The sequence below is a fragment of the Rhizobium leguminosarum genome, assembly GCF_002953715.1.
In the GTDB taxonomy this organism is placed as follows: domain Bacteria; phylum Pseudomonadota; class Alphaproteobacteria; order Rhizobiales; family Rhizobiaceae; genus Rhizobium; species Rhizobium leguminosarum_V.
Genome location: NZ_CP025014.1, coordinates 264,994 through 285,161 on the forward strand (window position 1 = coordinate 264,994; position 20,168 = coordinate 285,161).

General features: G+C 59.6%; 14 protein-coding genes and 3 pseudogenes. 8 read left to right on the forward strand and 9 right to left on the reverse strand.

What is annotated here, in order from left to right; genetic code table 11:
- Positions 1-73: 73 nt before the first annotated feature.
- The 3 genes and pseudogenes from CUJ84_RS30795 to CUJ84_RS30805 all read right to left on the reverse strand — a co-directional run bounded on the left by CUJ84_RS30795 (position 74) and on the right by CUJ84_RS30805 (position 3,321).
- Positions 74-879, reverse strand: a pseudogene (locus CUJ84_RS30795) (CoA-transferase subunit beta).
- Between the two features lie 120 nt (positions 880-999).
- On the reverse strand, positions 1,000-2,058 hold the full coding sequence (locus tag CUJ84_RS30800) for a zinc-binding dehydrogenase (RefSeq protein ID WP_348632688.1): 1,059 nt from the start codon (positions 2,056-2,058) through the stop codon (positions 1,000-1,002).
- Between the two features lie 351 nt (positions 2,059-2,409).
- Complete coding sequence (locus CUJ84_RS30805; protein ID WP_105009407.1) at positions 2,410-3,321, reverse strand: LysR family transcriptional regulator; 912 nt, start codon at positions 3,319-3,321, stop codon at positions 2,410-2,412.
- A 137-nt stretch (positions 3,322-3,458) separates the two neighbouring features.
- Between CUJ84_RS30805 and CUJ84_RS30810 the strand changes: the two genes are divergently transcribed.
- Positions 3,459-4,373: a LysR family transcriptional regulator gene (locus CUJ84_RS30810; protein ID WP_105009408.1), complete on the forward strand. Its 915-nt coding sequence runs from the start codon at positions 3,459-3,461 to the stop codon at positions 4,371-4,373.
- Between the two features lie 400 nt (positions 4,374-4,773).
- Here CUJ84_RS30810 and CUJ84_RS38100 read toward each other — a convergent pair whose 3' ends face one another.
- A complete protein-coding gene (locus CUJ84_RS38100; protein WP_158686979.1) occupies positions 4,774-5,286 on the reverse strand; it encodes a hypothetical protein in 513 nt (170 codons plus the stop codon).
- A gap of 384 nt (positions 5,287-5,670) precedes the next feature.
- On the opposite strand from CUJ84_RS38100, the gene CUJ84_RS30820 reads away from it, so the two are divergent.
- The gene (locus CUJ84_RS30820; protein ID WP_105009410.1) at positions 5,671-5,961 is read left to right on the forward strand and encodes a hypothetical protein; all 291 of its coding nucleotides are present in this window, start codon (positions 5,671-5,673) and stop codon (positions 5,959-5,961) included.
- Between the two features lie 291 nt (positions 5,962-6,252).
- Here the strand turns inward: CUJ84_RS30820 and CUJ84_RS30825 are convergent, their stop codons facing one another.
- From CUJ84_RS30825 to CUJ84_RS38975, 4 genes are all read right to left on the reverse strand, one after another.
- Positions 6,253-7,731, reverse strand: coding sequence for a surface-adhesin E family protein (locus tag CUJ84_RS30825; RefSeq protein WP_158686980.1), 1,479 nt, complete (start codon positions 7,729-7,731; stop codon positions 6,253-6,255).
- Positions 7,732-8,155: 424 nt separating this feature from the next.
- The gene (locus tag CUJ84_RS30830; protein ID WP_105009412.1) at positions 8,156-8,596 is read right to left on the reverse strand and encodes a hypothetical protein; all 441 of its coding nucleotides are present in this window, start codon (positions 8,594-8,596) and stop codon (positions 8,156-8,158) included.
- Positions 8,597-8,729: 133 nt separating this feature from the next.
- Positions 8,730-9,821, reverse strand: coding sequence for a DNA polymerase IV (dinB, locus tag CUJ84_RS30835; protein ID WP_105009413.1), 1,092 nt, complete (start codon positions 9,819-9,821; stop codon positions 8,730-8,732).
- Between the two features lie 3 nt (positions 9,822-9,824).
- Positions 9,825-10,088: a hypothetical protein gene (locus tag CUJ84_RS38975; protein WP_105009414.1), complete on the reverse strand. Its 264-nt coding sequence runs from the start codon at positions 10,086-10,088 to the stop codon at positions 9,825-9,827.
- Positions 10,089-10,262: 174 nt separating this feature from the next.
- Here CUJ84_RS38975 and CUJ84_RS30845 point away from each other — a divergent pair.
- The 3 genes and pseudogenes from CUJ84_RS30845 (at position 10,263) to CUJ84_RS30855 (ending at position 15,630) form a co-directional block, all read left to right on the forward strand.
- Positions 10,263-11,021, forward strand: a pseudogene (locus tag CUJ84_RS30845) (ImuA family protein).
- A pseudogene (locus tag CUJ84_RS30850) lies at positions 10,942-12,418 on the forward strand (Y-family DNA polymerase). The pseudogenes CUJ84_RS30845 and CUJ84_RS30850 overlap by 80 nt, the downstream one beginning before the upstream one ends.
- Positions 12,415-15,630 (forward strand): error-prone DNA polymerase, encoded by a 3,216-nt coding sequence (locus CUJ84_RS30855; RefSeq protein WP_105009415.1) that lies wholly within the window; start codon positions 12,415-12,417, stop codon positions 15,628-15,630. Before CUJ84_RS30850 ends, CUJ84_RS30855 begins: the two are co-directional and overlap by 4 nt.
- Here CUJ84_RS30855 and CUJ84_RS30860 read toward each other — a convergent pair.
- Positions 15,622-16,769 (reverse strand): IS3 family transposase gene (locus tag CUJ84_RS30860; RefSeq protein ID WP_105009286.1). Its coding sequence is split into 2 segments (ribosomal slippage): positions 15,622-16,520 and positions 16,520-16,769, totalling 1,149 coding nucleotides; the frame shifts between segments, so codons are not numbered across the junction. The genes CUJ84_RS30855 and CUJ84_RS30860 overlap by 9 nt on opposite strands.
- Before the next feature lie 244 nt (positions 16,770-17,013).
- On the opposite strand from CUJ84_RS30860, the gene CUJ84_RS30865 reads away from it, so the two are divergent.
- The 3 genes from CUJ84_RS30865 (at position 17,014) to CUJ84_RS30875 (ending at position 19,946) form a co-directional block, all read left to right on the forward strand.
- The gene (locus CUJ84_RS30865) at positions 17,014-17,337 is read left to right on the forward strand and encodes a sunset domain-containing protein (protein WP_105009416.1); all 324 of its coding nucleotides are present in this window, start codon (positions 17,014-17,016) and stop codon (positions 17,335-17,337) included.
- A 266-nt stretch (positions 17,338-17,603) separates the two neighbouring features.
- Positions 17,604-18,212, forward strand: coding sequence for an invasion associated locus B family protein (locus CUJ84_RS30870; RefSeq protein ID WP_105009661.1), 609 nt, complete (start codon positions 17,604-17,606; stop codon positions 18,210-18,212).
- A 12-nt stretch (positions 18,213-18,224) separates the two neighbouring features.
- Positions 18,225-19,946, forward strand: coding sequence for a ShlB/FhaC/HecB family hemolysin secretion/activation protein (locus CUJ84_RS30875; RefSeq protein WP_105009417.1), 1,722 nt, complete (start codon positions 18,225-18,227; stop codon positions 19,944-19,946).
- The last annotated feature ends 222 nt before the right edge of the window (positions 19,947-20,168 follow it).

Genomic DNA, 20,168 nt, shown 5'->3' on the forward strand with positions numbered 1-20,168 from the left:
AAGCTGGAAATGGCCGCCGATTGGCGGCCTTTCTACTTCACACCCTCCGCTGGTCGGAAGATGTGACCGTCTCTTATCGTCGCTGTCCTGTGGTAGGTGGCGGCGCTGCAGCGGTGCCGGACTCGCCCTTGTGGGCAGCGTCGGTTCTGGCTTTGAGATCGCGCAGGGTCTTCAACGCCAGTTCGCTTGGAGCCGGCTTGACATCCAGGTCCTCCGCGAACTTGACCTTCCAGCCGCAAGTCTCCTGCACCTTCGCTGGTCGCACCGGGTGAAGCGACATGACGGTGAACTCCTTGGTCACCAGGTCGGGCCTCCAGATCGCTAGGTCTTTAATTGGCAGCGTGGATCATTTGGTCGCGATGCCGAGGCGTTCTCGGTGATCGCCACCTTCGCGGTGTCCGAAAGAGGCGACGAAGTCGATTTTATCGACCATGCCGCGGGTCGACTGAGCCATGGTGATGTAGATTTCGCCGTACGAGCTTGCGATCTCGGGCGCTCCGCCGCCGGGCAGCCGGGTCTTCGGTTTTTCGTAGCCGCCGATGACGGTCGTGTTGATGTTGCCGAACTGAACTTATCGAACTGCGCCGCACCGAGGAAGCCAATTTGATGCGGCCGCCCTGGAGGCAATAGCGAAACATCTCAGGGACCGAGACTGTCGTCACCGACGCCTCGCAAAGGTCGCCGTCGCCCATGGAGAGAGGCAGAACGGTGGGAGCCGTCCCGGATCGTACCGGATTCATAAAGGAGCGTGATGTCGGGAGCGTGGGTCAGCCGGGCGACGTTGTATGCCGCGGAAGGTGCTCCGATCCCGACGAAGCAGACGTCGGAATTGGACCGCGCCCTGGCGGCCGTGATGGTCGTGATCTCGTTTGAGTGAATGGCCGATTCATTTGGCGGACCTCAGATGTGCGACGCGTCGTTCGAAGTCTTCGCGCGTCGCCGACAGGACTTCGCCCTTGATTGCGCGATACCGCGGTGGCGCTTGCGATCGGCCCAGTTTCATTCCATCGACACCAGTATCTTCATCTTTCCGCTGTTTGGGTCGAGGAGTTCGCGGAAGCCCTTTTGCACGACGTCTTCCATCGCGATTTCGGCGTCGACGATCTTCTCGGCCGGATAGAGTCCCGTCCTCATCATCTCGAAGATTCTAGGCCAGATGGTCAGCGGGTAGTTCAGCGAGCCCCGCAGTGTGATGTCTCGCATCGTCAAGTCGAACGGGCTGATCTCAGCGGGGCCGCCCATCAAGCCCACCTGGACGACGGTGCCCTGTGCGCGCACCGCCTGGAGGCAGGCGTGCAGCGCGCGGGGATGGCCTGCGCATTCGATGGCGGCGTCAACCCCGACACCCTCTTCGGTGCCGTCCTTGATCGTGGGCAGGAAGTCCGAGGAACCAGGATCGAGGATTGTGACATCGCTCGAGAGCGCCGCGATGCGCGCCCGACGGTTGGCGTTCGGCTCGCTCACAAAAATGCGGGTGACACCTGCGGCAATAGCGGCGAGAACCACCAGCGCCCCGATCGGGCCTGCGCCCGTGATAAGGAGCGTGCCACCAGGCTTCAAACCTGACCGATCAACGGCATGCACCGCGACCGCTGCGGGTTCGACAAGCGCGCCTTGCTGGTCGGTCACGTCGTCGGGCATGCGGATCGCATTGTATTCGTGGACGATGGCGCGCTTCGCCATGCCGCCCCATGGCCAATTAAGGCCGACGACTGAGGCCCTTGGCCCCAGGAAGGAGAGATTGCGGCTGCCGAAATAGTCTACTCTTGGGCCGATCTGCGGCTGGATCGACACGCGGTCTCCAGGCTTCAGCGTCTCGACGCCGGGGCCGACCGAGGTCACACGTCCCGCGAACTCATGCCCCAGGATTTGGGGCAGGATTGCCCCGCTATAGGCATTCGGTGTTCTTGGCGTGAAGATTGGGCCGGACTCATATTCATGCAGGTCGGTGCCGCAGATGCCGCAGAATGTCGGCTCGACGATGACCTGACCGTGCTGCGGTGTCTGGGGCTCCGGCGCGTCCTCGACGCGGACGTCATGCCTTCCGTAGTAGCGCACTGCCTTCAAAGCGATCTCCTGTCGATTGCGACAGCCGCCTGGCTTCGCGATCGTGACCTTCCTCGGCCGTCCTTTGCAGAAGGACAGCGACGTCGGGCTTTAATCCTGGGGGAGATCGTTCTTTCGCGAAAAAGGCAGCTAAACCACCTGATCGAACCTCCCTCCGGCTCCCACTCCGGCGTTGGGCGAGATAATAGCGTTGCCGCAGGTGGCAAAAAGGGATCAAAGCGGAAAACACTTTCCCGCTCGCCGCGAAAATCGCCGCGCTCAAGTTGGCTTGCCGCATCCGTCTTGTCCATTTCCAGCCATCTGGCTGGATCGCAGAAACGTTGTCGATACAGGGGGCAATGTTTAGTCGAGTTCTCCCTGCCGCCCCTTTTCCGCGAGGAAGTCCACGACCGTCCTGACGCGTGGCAGCAGGTGTCGCGTTACGGGCCAGACGGCATAGACAGACACTGGGACATCTGCGACCTCATCGAGGACCGAGATCAATGCGCCTGTCTCTAGGTGAGCTCTCACGAGCGAACGAGGCATCTGGCACAGCCCCAAACCGGCCAACGTCGCCGCTACGATAGCCTCTCCGTCTCCGAACTGGTGCGACACGGGTGGCAAGTAGCGGATCGGGGCACCGTTGGAGTCTTTGATGCGCCAGCTCGCGGAGTTGTCTCGCCCAAATCCGCAAATGCAGTCGTGGCGCTGGAGGTCCGCCACGCTCTGAGGTGTTCCTCGTGTTTCCAGGTACGATGGCGCGGCGACGACAACGGATGGCTGCTCGGTGAGCTTCTTCGAAATCAGTCCGGTGCAGTCGCGTGTTTCGCCGAACCGAACCGTGAGATCGACACCCTCTTCGACGGGATCGACGATCGTATCGGTGAACGAGAGCGACAGTGTCAAGCCCGAGTAGCGTCGCGAAAAGTCCAGCAGTAAGGGCATGAGAATCTGGCGACCGAACGCTGCGGGGGAGTCGATCCTCAACCTTCCGGATATGGCTTGGCTTTTCGACAGCAAGGTGGTCTCAGCCGCCTCGATCTCGCCAAGCGCATGTCGAAGGCTCGCGAAATAGGCCTCGCCGTCCGGAGTGAGGCTCAAGCTCCTGGTGCTTCGATGGAGAAGCTTGATCCCGAGTCGCTCTTCCAGTTTCGTGACGCTTTTGCCGACTGCGGACTTCGTGATGCCCAATTTGGCGGCGGCTGCCGTGAAGCTGAGAGCTTCAGCGGAATGCACGAATGCGATGACTCCGTTCAACTGGTCGACCTGGGTCATTGTAAACCTTTGCTCCACACACTGGAGAGATATGAAGCCTTCTGTTCCCTGAGGGTTACATTATTCTACAGCGCACGCGCAAGCAAACCCCGAACATCGACAACCGCTTTCGCGCCAAACGCAAGATTGTGCGGGTCATGGATCGCCTAACCGAGATCGAAGTGTTCATTCAGATAGCGGAGCGCGGCAGCATCACCAAGGCTGCCGATGCGCTCGACATGTCGGTGTCGGCCACAAGCAGAAACCTGCAATCCCTCGAGGAGCGCCTCAATGCCAGGCTGGTGCAGCGCACGACCCGGCAACTCAGCCTGACAAGCGAAGGGGAGCACTTCTACCAGCGGGGCAAGGAGCTCATCACCGGAATGCTCGACGCCGAAGCGAGCGTCAGCGCGGGAGCGATGAGCCCGAGCGGGCTGCTCCGCATCAGCGCCTCGCTATCATTTTGCCTTCTGCATCTCAGTCCTCTGATCCCTTCGTTTACTCAGCGATATCCGAAGGTGAGGGTCGAGGTCGTCGTCTCGAACCGCTACTACGATCTCATTGAAAACGGCGTCGACCTCGCGATCCGCACCCGCCGCGTGGAGGCGGACTCGTCGATCACTATCCGTCGGCTCGCGGAGACACGGCGGTTGCTCGCGGCGTCGCCCGACTATCTGGCACGGCGCGGTGTGCCGACCAATCCAGGCGAGCTCGCAAACCATGCCCTGCTGCTCTATACACTTGCCGACAACTGGAACCACCTGACCTTCCGGAAGAACGGTGAGGCTGTCACGATTCCGGTGGCTGGCCTCCTGAACTCCAATGACGGACAGATAATAAGAAAGGCCGCCTTGGACGGCCTCGGAATTTTGGCGCAGCCGACATATATCATCAACGAGGACCTTCAGTCCGGTCGACTTGTCCGCATCATGGATGATTGGGATTTGCCGCGCCTGACGATGAATATCGCGTATCCGACGCGGCATCATCTCCCAGCAAAGACCCGCCTCTTCATCGATTACCTCGTCAAAGAATTCAAGGACAAGGACTACGAGGCGCTGTGGACCGCGTAGTCGTTTGGAAGTCCATTTGATATCGAAAGATCAGCAAGCCGCATCAGTGTTTTCCGCGAGATTTCGTAATATTCGCGGCGCCTTGCCGTGGCCAGTATTTAGAGAGGCGATATCGTCGAGTACCTTTCGTGGGATCAATTTCTATCTCGTAGTAGGCGTAGAAGTTCTGATTGAAGTATCGGCTGACATTGTCCTTATGTTTCTGCGAGGTCTTCGACAGAAGATCATTGATGATTTTGGCGATCTCTGAGGTTGTGAAGGAGGGCCGCTTCTCATCATCTGTCTCACTTCGTGAGAAGAGCCACAAGAATCGCGTCCTCGGGCTTCAGCCTTTTCTGCTGAGAAACGATCGACAACCATTTATGCAAATCAGGCTCGCCCAGGGGAACTCCCCGACATCTCACGACAAGATATCGAACAGGCGCTGCGTCGTCCGAACTTGACGAGCTGGCAGCGGACGTTCCTGAAAGACATCCACGCCCAGCTCGAACGGTCGCGGGGACAGGCCCGGCTGTCGGACAAGCAGTGGCGCAAGATCTTTGAAATTCTCGGGCGAGCAACCGGCACGAGTGCGGTGCCGCCATCCCCTGCGTTGCGCCATCCGACACCGGACCAGAAGGGAAGCCGGTTTAGACAGCGATTCAGGCCACGCCGAAGAAGACTGGACCGCGGTCTTCAAAGACTGGCCATTGGATTCCTTTTTGTTGGCGTAATTGCCGTTGGACAGCAGGTAGCTGAATACGGGCGAGGGCAGGTTCCCCAAACTCTTGTGACCAATGCCGCTTCGGAGATGCAGCGGTTCACCGTAACGGACGGTGACACCGTCCACGTCATTGGTGACGATGCCGGCACGCGGCTTGTTGGATTCAACACGCCTGAAAAATTCTCGCCCCAATGTGAGAGCGAACGTCAACTGGGGGAGCGGGCTTCATTGAGGCTCAAGGAGCTGGTTTCGAAGGGCGTAGCCCGGCTGACCAAGGTCGCATGTGCATGTATGCCAGGCACGGAGGGCTCTGAAAAATGCAATCACGGCCGCTCTTGCGGAACGCTGCGGGTCGACGGCGAAGACGTCGGAAACATCTTGATCCGGGAAGGTCTTGCGGTACCGTTCGTGTGCACAGGAACACGTTGCCCGCCGACGCCGCGGCCTTGGTGCCGGGGTTGATCCCGTCTCCGTGCCTATGTTCGTGTTGGAGACGGCAGTTCGGTCGAGGAACGTGAATGCATGAACGTGCCTGCCGTAGGAAATGGAATTTGGCAAAACCCGATATCAAGAGACCATGGTTCAGGAGGCAGAATGGGCACACAAATCGTGAGAGTTCCACCCGGTTTTAGGCACCCCGTCGATGAGGAGGGGGAGGTCATGGCGGGCGGCCACCTTGAGCCGCTCTATTATACCGACCCTGCCTCTCTTTCCTCATATCAAGTCTATGAAAACGTTAGTGATGGCACTCCCATCAGTCCTGTTTTTGAGACGGTAGACGAACTGCATGAGTGGCTTAGACAGGAGGGCTGGGATCAAGAGACCATAGAGTTCCTACTAACCCATGGACACGCTCCGTCCCTGATCCGGAAGCTCCGTCCCTGATCCGGAAGATTGAGGGTATGTGCAAAAAAACCGTCATAAGCAATTCTCAGGGCTGGGCCGGCCACGTTCTGCGGCCGCTCCCGCGGGGCAGGCGGCAGTCGCAACCGCGGCGTCGCTGAAACCTCCGCCGTCTCGCATCCGGCATGAAGAAAGTGCGTGGCCTCCTTCGCAGAAAGATGTCCGAGCAGCTCCTGGATTTGTCGGCCTTCTTGAACAAGCGATCGGAGACCTCTACTGCGGGCACAACCGATCAGCGTCCTGAACGGTGCGGCTTATATCGCCTCAGAAAATTTAGCGTTCGACCTCTGTGCCTTTGATAACGTAGTCGGAAATCCCGTATTCTGATTCACTGTGGGTGGCGAGGTAATAGCGAAGCTCTTCGATATAGAACCCATTGTCCTTGTTCCCATTATCGTAGTGGCAATTCAGCGGCCAAGCCTTGCCCTTAAGCGAAGCGTGGACTGTTTCGGCTTCGACCGGCTGGCCGAGATGACACGACGTGTCGGACTTTGTCGATTTGCGCCCTGTCAACATTTCCGTCTGGAACACAATCCCTGCATCGGGCGCCCAGATCGGGGCCTCAACCGCCAATGATTGGGTAATCGTGACGTCCCTATCTCCCGAAAGGCTCGAATTCATCTTTGATTTCAACTGCACAGGACCGAGCCATTCTCGGTCCACGGTGAACTGGGGGCTATAGATCTCCTGAACGCGAACAGTTCCGTTCTGGCTCGGCTTTATGATCTTCACTACAGAGCCGTCGCCCTGATGTTTGCTGTTCTGAATCTCTACTGCAATCTTGGCTGATGCCGCCATCGGCCCTTGCGGCAGGATTGACTGGAGTTTAGCTGCCGCGGCAATCACTGCGGGGGGATTCGCCACATCTTCAAAATTCTGGTCCCTCGGAAGCGAGGCTTTCGGTCTGATGGGGCTCCCACCGATCCCCGCAAATTTGATCGGATCGAGCGAGCTGTCACAAGCAACGTCCTTTATTGCGAGCACATAGTCGTCGTTCGCGGTGAACGGCAAATCTTCGTCACTAGGTTCGGTCATTCCGTCCGTCATCGCCCCTTCGGGCGTAAAATCGTAACCGAGTAGGATCCGATAACTGCTTGCGGCACAATTCACTTTGATGAACTCACGCTTTGAATCGAAAGGAGCGTCATATGGAGGATCGAGATGGATTTCAGGGTAATCATACCGGGTCCAAAGGAACACGCTTTCGCCTATTCTTTTGACACTGCTGACGTCGACCTGGATCAAGGTATCATCGTCCCTGAGTCTCGCGTTCACCAACCGCTCTTTTGGAAGAGGCAACCTGCAGGCCCATCGATAAAAGCTCTCGTTTTGCGGGGTGGCGTCCACCTCGGAAAACTGTACCGGGGTATAGCCGCGAGCTGAGTTGCTATAGAAACGGGTATTCATCCGGCCATAACTGAGATCGGCCCATGATGTGCGCATTGCATGTTTCCCACAGTCGAATTCGACGGCGGCTGTGTATTTCGAGAAGGCGTCCGGTGGGGACGCTCGATGAACCAGATAAACATGGTCGCCAATACGATGGGCGGAATCGACTAGATATTGAGTGTCTGGTCTATCCGGGATCGCCTGCCACGGCTCCGCCATTGCTGGCAGGCTGAACAGCAAGCAGCAAGTGAAAGCGATACTTTGTTCGATACGCGATTTCCGCAGCCGAGGGGATGAACGCCCTGGCGACCGCACGACTGCCGCGGCTGCATCGACGGCAATGGCCAAAAGTGACCCAATCATGGAATATCCTGTCTTCAAGTCGGCAGAGGGAGTTCATGCGGCGGCGCAACGACGGCGCCCTGCACCCGCACCGACGATCATCCGACTGCAAAGAATATGAGGCTCACGACCACGCCAAGCGTGACCCTGAGATTTGCGATCAATTCTTCGCGGCATGTGTCGATCCGTCATTACAATGACGACGGTGATAGCAGTGGGGCGTTAAAAATTCGCCATTTCACTCGCTAAAGTTGCTTAAATCGGATCCGTTATGGACTGCCAGTGTCGAGGCAGAGGATCTGCCCTGACGTCTCGCCAGTTTGCAAGCTGGTCGCGGGCAATCGGAAAGGGTCTTGAACTTCTTGGAATAGAAACGGTCCGGAGGATCTAATCGTCAACTCGACCGCGAGGCCAATTTAGCCCTTCAAGCTGCCATCATGTAGCGTCAGTGGACCTGCCGTGGGATCGAGTTTTCAACATGCCAGTAAAGATCCTCAAAGAACCCCATATCAGTCAGATGTTTATAAACCTTGCCAACCATGTCTTCGGGCTTCTCGCATTGGCACCAGATCGCCGGCGTCGCAATGTCGAATGTCTCTTCTACACCTGCCTCGACGATCAGGATGCGATAGATTCCGCAGGCGTCTCCGGAAGCGGCGTCGACCGCGATATCAAAGCAGGCGCATGGCGCACCTGAAGTGCGATCATAGGCTATCGCGGTGAAAAGCTCCGTGCCTATGCGGCCCTCGATCGCTGTCAATAGGTTCCTATGTGCGCTTTCCGCCTTCAGTGGGATGGCCGTGCTCCAATATAAACCAGAGAAGGGAGACACCCTGAGTTTAGATTTTTCACGCATAACCTCGCCGGCGTGCGAATGCTTCAGCATCGTCGTCTCCTGGTGCAATTATTCAGATTGGTGTTTGTAGTCGCTGATATTCTTATTATGTTCTCATATTTGGGATTGTCAACAGATTCTGGACGAACGAAACAAGCGTGGTTCGCGCAAGTGTCCACACCGTTTAAAGCAAGAACCGCAACTGCGGCGTCACTTCAGACCTTCGCCGGTCCAGTGAAGACAGCGAGACGCCAAGCAGGCGTATGCCATTGCGGGGCGGGAAGATAGGCGCGAGAAGCAGAGCGACTATCTCCTCGAGATCGACGATCGCTGACAGCGCTGAGGAAACTGTCTTGCTGCGAGTGATCTGACTGAAGTCGGCATATTTGACCTTGAGCGTCACCGTCTTCGCGCCTATTTCATTGGCCTCGCAGTAGCCCCAGACCTTCTCAATCAGCGGCTGAAGCCCTTCGCGCGCGGGCTCAAAGGAATGGATGTCCTGCGAAAACGTGTCTTCCGCACCGACTGATTTCCGCACGCGGTCCGGCCTGACCAGACGATCGTCGATTCCGCGAGCGATCCCATAAAAATACGGTCCTGACTTCCCGAAATGTTCGACGAGAAAGTCGAGCGTTCTCTCCTTCAGGTCAGCTCCCGTCTCGATCCCGAGCCGATGCATCTTCTCGGCCGTCGCCGGCCCCACGCCATGAAACTTCTTGACGGGCAGGCGCTCGACGAAGGCCGAACCGTTCTTCGGCGTGATGACGAACTGGCCGTCCGGCTTGTTCTGGTCGGATGCCATCTTGGCGAGGAACTTGTTGTAGGAAATGCCGGCCGAGGCGGTGAGCCCCGTGGTCGCTTTGATTTTGGCACGGATTTCCGCGGCGATCTCGGTAGCGATCTCCATGCCTTTGAGATTTTCGGTGACATCGAGATAGGCCTCGTCGAGTGACAATGGCTCGATTATCGGCGTGTACTCGGCAAAGATCGTCCTTATCTGCAGCGAGACAGCCTTGTAGACATCGAAGCGCGGCTTGACGAAGACAAGGTCCGGGCATTTCCGCTGTGCGGTCACCGACGGCATGGCGGAATGAACGCCGAACTTTCTGGCTTCATAGCTGGCGGCCGCCACCACTCCGCGGGCAGCAGGACTGCCGACGGCAACCGGCACGCCACGCAGCTCGGGATTGTCACGCTGCTCGACCGATGCGTAGAAGGCGTCCATGTCGACATGCACGATCTTGCGCGGCCGCCTGCTGCTTTCTTCACCTGTCATCTTCTAGTTTCCATCAGTGAGACCATTACCCAAACATGGGAAATGTGCTCCACACCTGTCACCCTCGGACGTCTGCATCCGTTCGCAGCCCATCGCCATGCGTCGGCGGATTTCCGCGAAGCTGACGCTTGCGCCAAACGCTTTCACCAACAGCCTGCGCTCATGCGCGCAATGGCGATCGCAGAAACGACAGATGAGTTCGATCACCGGGACCTTGTGATCCTTCAGTCTCGGAACCCCATCGTCCACAGGCCGCGTTCGGCGCATCCGAAAATATTCCTTCCTCGTCATCCGATTGAATCCGCAGGCGATTTTTCTGCTTTGCACTCGTGCTCAACTTCAGCGGGTTACAAGCGCATTGACTCATTTATTCTATGAGAACAAATACAGAACATATTGCTGTTTCTCAAGCTGAAAACGGGTTGCCGTCAAAGGGAGATCATGAACTCAGCCGTCGCCACCAACGCCGTCCTCGACGGCCTGCGCGAGCAGATTGCGCACCTGGAAAGCGCCAGTCAGCGCAAGCGAGGCGTTTTGCCTTTCGGCGTGGCCCAGATCGACGGGCGGCTTCCGGGCGGTGGATTGGCCTATGGGGCGCTGCACGAGTGCGCTGGCGGCGGGGCCGGCACCGTCGATGGGGCGGCCGCCGCCCTGTTCGTGGCCGGGATTGCCGCCCGCACCAAAGGCAAGATCGTCTGGTGCCTGACACGTCCCGACCTGTTCTTCCCGGCCCTGGCGCAAGCGGGCCTGCATCCGAACCGGGTCGTCTTCGTCGAGTCCGACAAAGAGGAGGACGTCCTTGCCAATATGGAGGAGGGCCTCTCGTATGGCGGCCTTGGCGCGGTGGTGGGCGAGATCGTCCGCCTGCCTATGGCGGCGTCGCGGCGGCTGCAGCTTGCTGCCGAGAAGACCGGCACGATGGCGCTCGTGGTGCGACGGTGGCGACGGCAGACCGAGGCCAGCGACTTCGGATAGCCGACGGCCGCGACCACGCGCTGGAGGGTGAGCGTCATTCCAAGCGAGGAACTGCCGGCTCCAGGCATCGGGCGGGCGAGGTGGCTTCTGGAACTGATGAGGGTGAAAGCGGGTGAGTGCGCTGAGTTCGAAGTAGGAGCCTGCGATGCCAAGGGTCGTATCGATATTTTTTCCCGATCTGCCGACCGACAGGATCAGGCGGGCCGATCCCACTATTCCCGTTGAGCCGATTGCCGTCGTTTCGAAGAGCGGCTCCAAGCGCTGGGTCTCGGCCGCCGACGCCGCGGCCAGAAAGGCCGGAATCCACGTCGGCATGCCGGCCGCCAAGGCGCAGGCACTCTTCCGGAGCCTGCGGATGATCGACGCCGATCCGGCCGCCGACGCAGCGGCGCTCGAGCGCATCACCATGTGGGCGCTGAGCCAGTATTCGCCGATGGTCGCCGTCGACGCGCCGGACGGCATGGTCATGGACACGGAAGGTGGCGACCATCTGCAGGGCGGCGAGGAGCGCATGTTGACGAGCATCGCCAACCGCTTCCGCGCCAAGGGCCTGACGGCACGGGTCGCCATAGCGGACACCTGGGGCGCGGCTCATGCCTGTGCCCGTGCGATCAACCGGCGAGACCATCCGGGCCGTCGAACGCCTTCCGATCTCATTGCTGCGGCTACCCGAGAAGATCGTCGGTGATCTGCGCATGCTCGGCTTCCGGACGATCGGCGATCTGTCGGCGACGCCGCGCGCTCCCTTGGCGCTTCGCTTCGGCCCGGAAGTCGGACGGCGTCTCGACCAGATGTTCGGTCGCGTCTCCGAACCGATAGATCCAATCCGTAGCCCAGAGCTCGTCGAGGTCGTTCGATCGTTCGCCGAGCCGATAGGTGCAGCGGAAACGATCGACAAGTATGTCGGCCGACTGATTGTTCAGCTCGTCGCCGAACTTCAACGGAAGGGTCTTGGTGTCCGCCGGACCGATCTCATCGTCGAGAAGGTCGACGGGACCAGACAGGCGATCAGAGGGGGAACCGCCAAGCCCGTGCGAGACGTTGCCTGGTTGACGAAACTGTTCCGTGACCGGACGCAGACGATCGAGCCGGGTTTCGGGATCGAAAAGCTGACCCTCGTCGCCGTGATGTCGGAATCGCTCGCAGAGACGCAGAAGGCCTCCTCGCTTGTCGACGCCGACATCACGCCTCTGATCGACGTCCTCGGCAATCGAGGCCAGCGCGTCTACCGGGTCGCGCCAGTCGCGTCCGACGTTCCGGAGCGTAGCATCCAGCGTATCGCCGCGGTCGGCGAGGACGTGACGGAAGATTGGGTCCACCATTGGCGACGGCCGGTGCGGCTGTTCGCGCGTCCCGATCGGATCGAGGCAATAGCCCTGCTGCCGGATCATCCGCCGGCCAGCATCACCTGGCGCGGCAAGCGTCATCGCGTGAAACACGCGGACGGACCGGAGCGCGTCTTCGGCGAATGGTGGAAGCGCGACAGCGAACTCGAGGCGGTGCGCGACTATTTCGTTATCGAAAACGAGATCGGCGAGCGATATTGGATCTTTCGCTCCGGCGACGGCATCGACCCCGAAACGGGCTCCCATAAGTGGTTCATGCATGGGATATTCGGATGAGATACGCCGAGCTCCAGGTCACGACGCATTTCAGCTTCCTTCGCGGCGCGTCCTCGGCCGACGAACTGTTCGCGACGGCGAAGGAGCTCGGCATCGAGGCGATCGGCGTCGTCGACCGCAATTCGCTGGCAGGAATCGTCCGGGCGCTCGAAGCGTCCCGCGCCACGGGCGTCCGCCTCGTCGTGGGATGCAGGCTCGATCTGACCGACGGGATGTCCATCCTCGTCTATCCGACCGACCGCGCCGCGTACTCCCGGCTGACCCGGCTGCTGACGCTTGGAAAGAGCAGGGGCGGCAAGGGCAACTGCATCTTGTCGCTCGAGGACGTCGCCCTCTATGCCGAAGGACTGCTAGCCGTCCTCGTTCCCGACCTGCCGGACGACGCCTGCGCCGTCCAGCTTCGCAAACTCGCCGGTCTGTTCGGCGATCGCGCCTACGTTGCACTTTCGCTGCGGCGTCGCCCCAACGATCAGATGCGGCTGCACGGGCTGTCGAATATGGCGACGAAGTTCAGGGTTCGCACCGTCGTCACCAACGACGTCCTCTTCCACGAGCCGGGCCGGCGGCATCTCCAGGACGTCGTCACCTGCATTCGAAACAACACCACCATCGACGACGTCGGATTCGAGCGTGAGCGCCATGCCGACCGCTACCTCAAGCCTCCGGAAGAAATGGAGAGACTGTTTCCACGCTACCCGGAAGCGCTGGCGCGGACGACGGAGATCGTCGACCGCTGCAGGTTCTCGCTGGAGGAGCTGACCTACCAATATCCCGAGGAGGCGATCCTCCCAGACAAGACCCCGCAGGAATCCCTCGAGCACTATGTCTGGGAGTGCGTGCCCAACCGCTATCCGGAAGGATTGCCGCCGGAGGTTCTCAGAATCGTCCGTCACGAACTCGATCTCATCCGGACGATGAAATACGCCCCATACTTCCTGACCGTGTTCTCGATCGTCCGCTTCGCCCGGTCGCAAGGCATCCTTTGCCAGGGGCGGGGCTCGGCCGCCAACAGCGCTGTCTGTTACATCCTCGGCATCACCAGCATCGACCCCTCGACCAACGATCTCCTGTTCGAGCGCTTCGTCTCCCAGGAGCGCGACGAGCCGCCGGACATCGACGTCGATTTCGAACATGAGAGGCGCGAGGAGGTCATCCAGTGGATCTACAAGACCTACGGGAAGGACAAGGCCGCTCTCTGTTCGACGGTGACCCGTTACAGGGCGAAGGGCGCCATCCGCGACGTCGGCAAGGCGCTCGGCTTGCCTGAGGACCTCATCAAGGCCCTGTCCTCAGGCATGTGGGCGTGGTCGGAAGAGCTGGTCAGTGATCGCAGTCTTCGTGATCAGGGCTTGAACCCGGAAGACCGCCGCCTCGCGCTGACGCTTAGGCTTGCACAGCAGCTCATGGGCGCTCCTCGGCATCTCGGACAGCATCCAGGTGGCTTCGTCCTGACGCACGACCGCCTCGACGATCTCGTTCCGATCGAACCCGCCGCGATGGTCGACCGGCAAGTGATCGAGTGGGACAAGGACGATGTCGAGGCGCTCAAATTCATGAAGGTCGACGTCCTGGCGCTCGGCATGCTGACCTGCATGGCGAAGGCATTCGCGCTCATCCGAGAACACAAGGACGAGCATCTTGATCTCGCCACCATCCCTCAGGAAGACCAGGCGACATACGCGATGATCAGGAAAGCCGACACCCTCGGCACTTTCCAGATCGAGTCGAGGGCGCAGATGGCAATGTTGCCGCGCCTGAAGCCGCGGACCTTTTATGACGTCGTGATCCAGGTGGCGATCGTCCGGCCCGGTCCGATACAGGGCGATATGGTGCACCCCTATCTCCGCCGCCGGGAGGGCAAGGAGCCGGTCGTCTACCCGACGCCGGAGCTCGAAGCTGTTCTCGGCAAGACACTCGGCGTCCCTCTCTTCCAGGAGTCCGCCATGAAGGTCGCGATGGTCTGCGCCGGATTTACCGGTGGCGAGGCCGACCAGCTTCGCAAGAGCATGGCCACCTTCAAGTTCACCGGCGGCGTCTCCCGCTTCAAGGACAAGCTCGTCGCAGGCATGATCAGGAACGGCTACACGGCCGAGTTTGCCGAGAAGACCTTCAGCCAGCTCGAGGGATTCGGCAGCTATGGATTCCCGGAATCCCATGCGGCATCGTTCGCCTTGATCGCCTATGCCTCCAACTATGTGAAATGCCACTGCCCGGACGTCTTTTGCGCGGCGCTGCTGAACTCGCAGCCGATGGGATTTTACGCCGCTGCGCAAATCGTCGGCTGCGCCCGGAACCACGGCGTCGAGATTCGACCGATCTGCATCAACAATTCTCGGTGGGACTGTACGCTTGAGCGTATCGGAGATACCGACCATCACGCTGTCCGCCTGGGAATGCGCATGGTGCGCGGCTTGGCCGCTGCCGATGCCGCGCGCGTCGTGGCCGCCCGCATGAACCAACCTTTCGAAAGCGTTGACGATATGTGGCGACGGTCCGGGGTTCCGGCGGCTTCTCTGGTCGAACTCGCCGAGGCCGACGCCTTCCTGCCGTCCCTGGGACTTCAGCGGCGGGACGCCTTGTGGGCGATCAAGGCACTGCGTGACGAACCCCTCCCGCTCTTCGCCGCGGCGTCCGAACGAGAGGCGAGGGCGATCGCCGAGCAGCAGGAACCCGAGGTCACTCTCCGTCAGATGACGGAAGGGCATAACGTTGTCCAGGATTACGGTCATATCGGGCTGACGTTGCGCGAACACCCTGTCACCTTCCTTCGGAAGGACTTGAGGGAGCGCCGGATCGCCACCTGTGCGGAAGCCATGAATGCACGGGATGGCCGCTGGTTGATGACGGCTGGCCTTGTCCTTGTCCGGCAGAAACCTGGCAGCGCCAAGGGCGTCATCTTCATGACGATCGAGGACGAGACCGGGCCAGCCAACGTCGTCGTCTGGCCCAAGCTCTTCGAGCAGCGCCGTCGCGTCGTCCTCGGTGCATCGATGATAGCGATCAACGGGAGAATTCAGCGTGAAGGCGACGTCGTCCATCTCGTCGCCCAGCAGGTATTCGACCTGTCCGCCGATCTTTCCGGGCTGGCCGACCGCGACGCCGAGTTCCGGCTCCCGACGGGTAGGGGAGACGAGTTCGCGCATGGGTCGCCCGGAAGTTCGGATTCGCGGGACTGGCCTGCTGCCGGTTTATCGGACACGAGGTTAAGCTAATCCCACCTTTGTTTCAAAGTCATTGGGGCTGAGATAGCCCAGTGTCGAGTGGCGACGCTTCGGGTTGTAGAAGCGCTCGATGTAATCGAACACATCGGCTCTGGCGTCATTCCTCGTGCGATAAACCTTCCGTGCCGTTCTCTCCGTTTTCAGTGAGGAGAAGAAGCTCTCCATTGCAGCGTTGTCCCAGACATTTCCAGAGCGGCTCATCGAGCAGGTGATGCCGTGATCTCCCATGAGGCGCTGGAACTGCTCGCTGGTATATTGGCTGCCCTGGTCGGAGTGATGCAGCAGAGCATCTGGTTTTCCTCGACGCCATATCGCCATGATCAGCGCATCTGTGACGAGTTGGGCTGTCATGTTGGCATTCATCGACCAGCCGACGACACGGCGTGAGAACAGGTCGATGACGGCTGCGACATACAGCCAGCCTTCCGCGGTCCAGATATAGGTGAAGTCAGCCACCCATTTCGGGTTCGGACGGTCTGCCACGAACTGGCGGTCCAGCACGTTAGGCATGATGACGGCACGGTCACCGGCATCCTTTGGCAAGCCACGCCGCCTCGGTCTTGCCCTGAGCGCATTCAAGCGCATCAGCCGCTCAATACGATGGAGGCCACAGGATAACCCTTCCTCCAGCACATCGTGCCAGACCCGTCGGGCACCATAGGTGCGGTCGCTGGACTGGAAACTCTGCTTGATCCTTTCCAGCAGGACCTCGTCATGGCGTGCATGTTCGCTCGGAGAACGATTGAACCAGGCGTGGAAACCTGAACGAGAAACTCCCAGCGCTTCACAGAGCCATGCCACCGGCCAGATCGAGCGGTGCTTTGCAACGAACGCGAACTTCATATCGCGTCCCTGGCAAAGTAGGCTGCGGCCTTTTTTAGGATATCGCGCTCTGCCTTCAGCTTTGCGACTTCACGACGGAGCCGCTCGATCTCAAGCTGCTCCGGCTTCATTTGCCCTTTTCCAGGAAAGGATTGGCTGGGATCGTCGCCGTATTCCCGAACCCATTTGCGCAACACATTCTCGTGGACATCAAGATCACGGGCAGCCTGCGCAACGGCAACCCCACGCTCCCTGACCAGCTTCACCGCCTCAAGCTTGTACTCGCGGCTGAATATTCGTCTTTGCATTCATGCTCTCCGGTTTCAGGAGGAACACCTTAACTCGATGTCTATGAAACCGGCAGCAGGCCATCGTGACCGACCGCACATTCGGAAGGTTCTTAAGGTCGCCACGGCTCCAGCGAGCGTTCGCTACCGGACTTGGCTAGCGCTCGAATCCTTGCCTCCGATGAAATTCCACCAGTCAGGGAATCCCTGCAGCCTGGCGCGCATACGAAGAGTGAGCTGAGGATCTTTCGCGCGAATAGCGGAGATTGGGGCAGGCGTAAGGGTTCGCGATCCGCAGAAGAAATCGGTGCTGTTCAAGGCGCCGGGCTTGGTCATCGGCGCGCTTGCGTTTGGTGCTGCCGGCGGCATGATCGTCAGCGATTTTCTAGCCCCATGGAGCGCTTCAGGCGGCTCCGGACAATCATGCAAGATCAAGGGCAACATCAGCATCGACACGGGCGAGCGCATTTTCCACTTGCCGTGGCAGGGATACTACTCACAGACGAAGATCAGCCCCCAGTATGGAGAACGGTGGTTCTGCTTGGAATTTGAAGCCTGGGCAGCCGGTTGGAGGAAATCGAATGCCTGATGCATCAAAGTACGGAGGGTAGCAAGTGTTAGCGCATGTGTTGCACTAACCACACAACTCTCCGAAAACGAGCGTAAATCGAGGTAAGGCAAACACTACCTATCGATGTATCGCGTCAAGATCTGCTATGAAGTCATCGAGCCGATGATTGGTCTCGCTCTCTGAGCCTTTTTCATGAATCTATTATTTGCCGGTGTGCGAGAACCACAGGCAAAATCAGTTGTAGCGACATGGCTTTCCACCTGATCGAAATCTTTGCATTTTCCATGAGACGTTTTTTGAAAAGCGGCACGAAACGGGGCGGCCGGACTGTCGCCGCCGTTCTGATCGTTGTTGCTTGTGCCAATCCGTCTTTTTCGCAATCGCCTGTCCCAGCCGATAAAGCGCCGGAACAGGCGCCGACTCAACCGGCGCCTGCCATAAAATCCCGGAAGTTCGACGACTGGTATTATCGCTGCACCAGCGGTGCGGCATGCGAAGTCGCGCAGGTGGCGCAAGTCGCCAAGGACGGCAAGAACGTCAATGTGCTCACGCTGGCGATATCAACTGCGCCAGCCGATTCCCAGCGCAAGGGCGAGAAAGGCAAGTCACGGCTGGTGCTGACCGCCCTTCTGCCCCTCAACGTCTTCCTGCCTTCGGGCCTGTCGATCAAGGCCGACGGCAAACCGGTCGCCAAGCTCGACTACCGCAATTGCAACGAGGCCGGATGCTGGGCGCAACTGGCGCTGGATACGAAGACGACGACGGCCTTGAAGAAGGGCGCGACCGCCGAAGGGCTGGTGCGGCTGATGAACGGCCAGGACGTCAATATTCGCTTTTCGCTGAAAGGGCTGAAGCCGGCCCTCGACGAACTCCAGTCCATTTCAGTGAAGTAGCCGAATTTCGAAATGACCGCAGAAATTCGATCCATCCTGGTCGCCGGCACCATCTTCGGCATGAGCATCGCGCCCGCCTTCGCGCAGTCGCCTGCGGATGATTTCACGCGCCGCCAGGAAGAACAGGCGCAAAAGCAGCGGCTGGATGCGCTTCGCCGTGCCACGCCGGGCGGCGGCGCGGATGGGGAAAACGGATCTTTGCCCGCAGCCCCCGGAAATGGTGCCTGTTTCGATATCACGCGCGTCGAGATCGATGGGGCAACCCTGCTATCGGCGCAGGAGATCGGCAAGGTGACAGCACCTTACGGCAACAAATGCGTCGGCCTCGCCGAGATCAATGCGGTTCTCAGGGATGTCACGCACCTCTATATCGATCATGGCTATGTGACCTCGCGTGCTTATGTGCCGCAGCAGGATATACGCAAGACCAGGATTCTCCGCCTGCTCGTCGTCGAAGGCACGCTTTCTGACATCTATCTCAATGGCCAGAAGGTCGCCGGCAGCGGTTCGCTAGCGACGGCCTTTCCGGGCCTGATCGGCCGGGTCGTCAATATCCGCGATATCGAGCAGGGGCTCGACCAGATGAACCGGCTGCAGGCCAACGATGCCAAATCCGCCATGCTTCCCGGCCCCAAGGACGGAACCTCCATCCTCAATATCGAAAACCGCTCGGGCCGGCCCTGGCACGTCTCCTTCAGCAACAACAATATGGGGCAGGAAAGCACAGGTTTTTCCAGAAGCTCCACGTCGCTCGGCTTCGACGATGTGCTCGATATCAACGATCAGTGGAATTTCTCCTACGAACATAGCGGACCGGACTATCCCTGGGGCAATGACGGCAGGGGCTATGGCAACAGCTATTCCGGCAGCGTCAGCGTCCCCTACGGTTATTCCACCGTTTCGCTGAACGGCTCCTGGTACCAGTATGAAAGCGCCGTCGAAGGAAACTTCAGCACGCTCGAAACCTCCGGCAATTCGGGGCAGGCGGGTGTCGGCATCGATCGCGTCGTCTTCCGCGACAAGGATTCGATCACCACCGTCCGCAGCGGCCTGACCTACAAGCAGACCAACAACTTCCTGCTCGGCAATCTGATCGAGGTCGGCAGCCGCCGCTATACGGTCGGCGATATCGGCATTTCCCATTCCCGCAGCATGTTCGGCGGCGTCTGGATGTTCGACGCCAGCTATGACAAGGGGCTTGGCCTGTTCGATGCGGTGGAGCCGGGGGATCCCGGCGCCGGCAACGCCGATCCGCGATTTTCAAAATTCAACGCCACCGTGAGCGTGACGCAGCCGTTCCAGGCCGCCGGCCGGCAGTTCGAGCTGACCTCGCTCATCAGCGGTCAATACTCCCCCGACAATCTGCTTGGCGCCGAGCAGATCTCGCTTGGCGGCTACAGCAATGTCCGCGGCACGCGCGAAAGCGTGCTCTACGGCAATAACGGCATGTTCAGCCACAACGAGATCGTCTGGAGAACGGGGTCCAACCAAGGCGGCGGCGCGGCGGCGAAGGCGTTCGGCGAGCTGCGCCCCTATCTCGGCTTCGATTACGGCCACATTTACGCGCAGCAGCGCTTCGATATATCAGGCGGCGATCTCGCCAGTTGGACGTTCGGCGTCCGGACCTCCGGCGGCAATATCAGCGCCGACCTCGGCTATTCCGAGATTGTTGCAAGCAGCGTCGACGGTGTCGACGGCGGGCTCTTTTATTTCAGTGCATCCGCTCATTGGTAGTGAAACAAGAAGTGAAGATGCCCCTCTCCATCAGGATGGTTGGGATAATGGCCAGCCATGATTGCTGCACCGCGATAAATGACGATGTTTTCTTCGGATTGCATTTACCTCAAGTGCAGGCGGAAGTTGACCGCGACCAATGGCTGTGGTCTCGGTCCTGCTGAAAAATTACAACTCCGGCGGGATTTATCCGCCGTGCAGACTTCAGGGCGCGGAAGACAG

Excerpts from the sequence above, each read along its gene's own strand:
- CUJ84_RS30805 (WP_105009407.1), bottom strand. The coding sequence starts at position 3,321 with ATGACCCAGGTCGACCAGTTGAACGGAGTCATCGCATTCGTGCATTCC.
- CUJ84_RS30810 (WP_105009408.1), top strand. The coding sequence starts at position 3,459 with ATGGATCGCCTAACCGAGATCGAAGTGTTCATTCAGATAGCGGAGCGC.
- CUJ84_RS30820 (WP_105009410.1), top strand. The coding sequence starts at position 5,671 with ATGGGCACACAAATCGTGAGAGTTCCACCCGGTTTTAGGCACCCCGTC.
- CUJ84_RS30825 (WP_158686980.1), bottom strand. The coding sequence starts at position 7,731 with ATGATTGGGTCACTTTTGGCCATTGCCGTCGATGCAGCCGCGGCAGTC.
- CUJ84_RS30830 (WP_105009412.1), bottom strand. The coding sequence starts at position 8,596 with ATGCTGAAGCATTCGCACGCCGGCGAGGTTATGCGTGAAAAATCTAAA.
- dinB (WP_105009413.1), bottom strand. The coding sequence starts at position 9,821 with ATGACAGGTGAAGAAAGCAGCAGGCGGCCGCGCAAGATCGTGCATGTC.
- CUJ84_RS38975 (WP_105009414.1), bottom strand. The coding sequence starts at position 10,088 with ATGCGCCGAACGCGGCCTGTGGACGATGGGGTTCCGAGACTGAAGGAT.
- CUJ84_RS30855 (WP_105009415.1), top strand. The coding sequence starts at position 12,415 with ATGAGATACGCCGAGCTCCAGGTCACGACGCATTTCAGCTTCCTTCGC.
- CUJ84_RS30870 (WP_105009661.1), top strand. The coding sequence starts at position 17,604 with ATGAGACGTTTTTTGAAAAGCGGCACGAAACGGGGCGGCCGGACTGTC.
- CUJ84_RS30875 (WP_105009417.1), top strand. The coding sequence starts at position 18,225 with ATGACCGCAGAAATTCGATCCATCCTGGTCGCCGGCACCATCTTCGGC.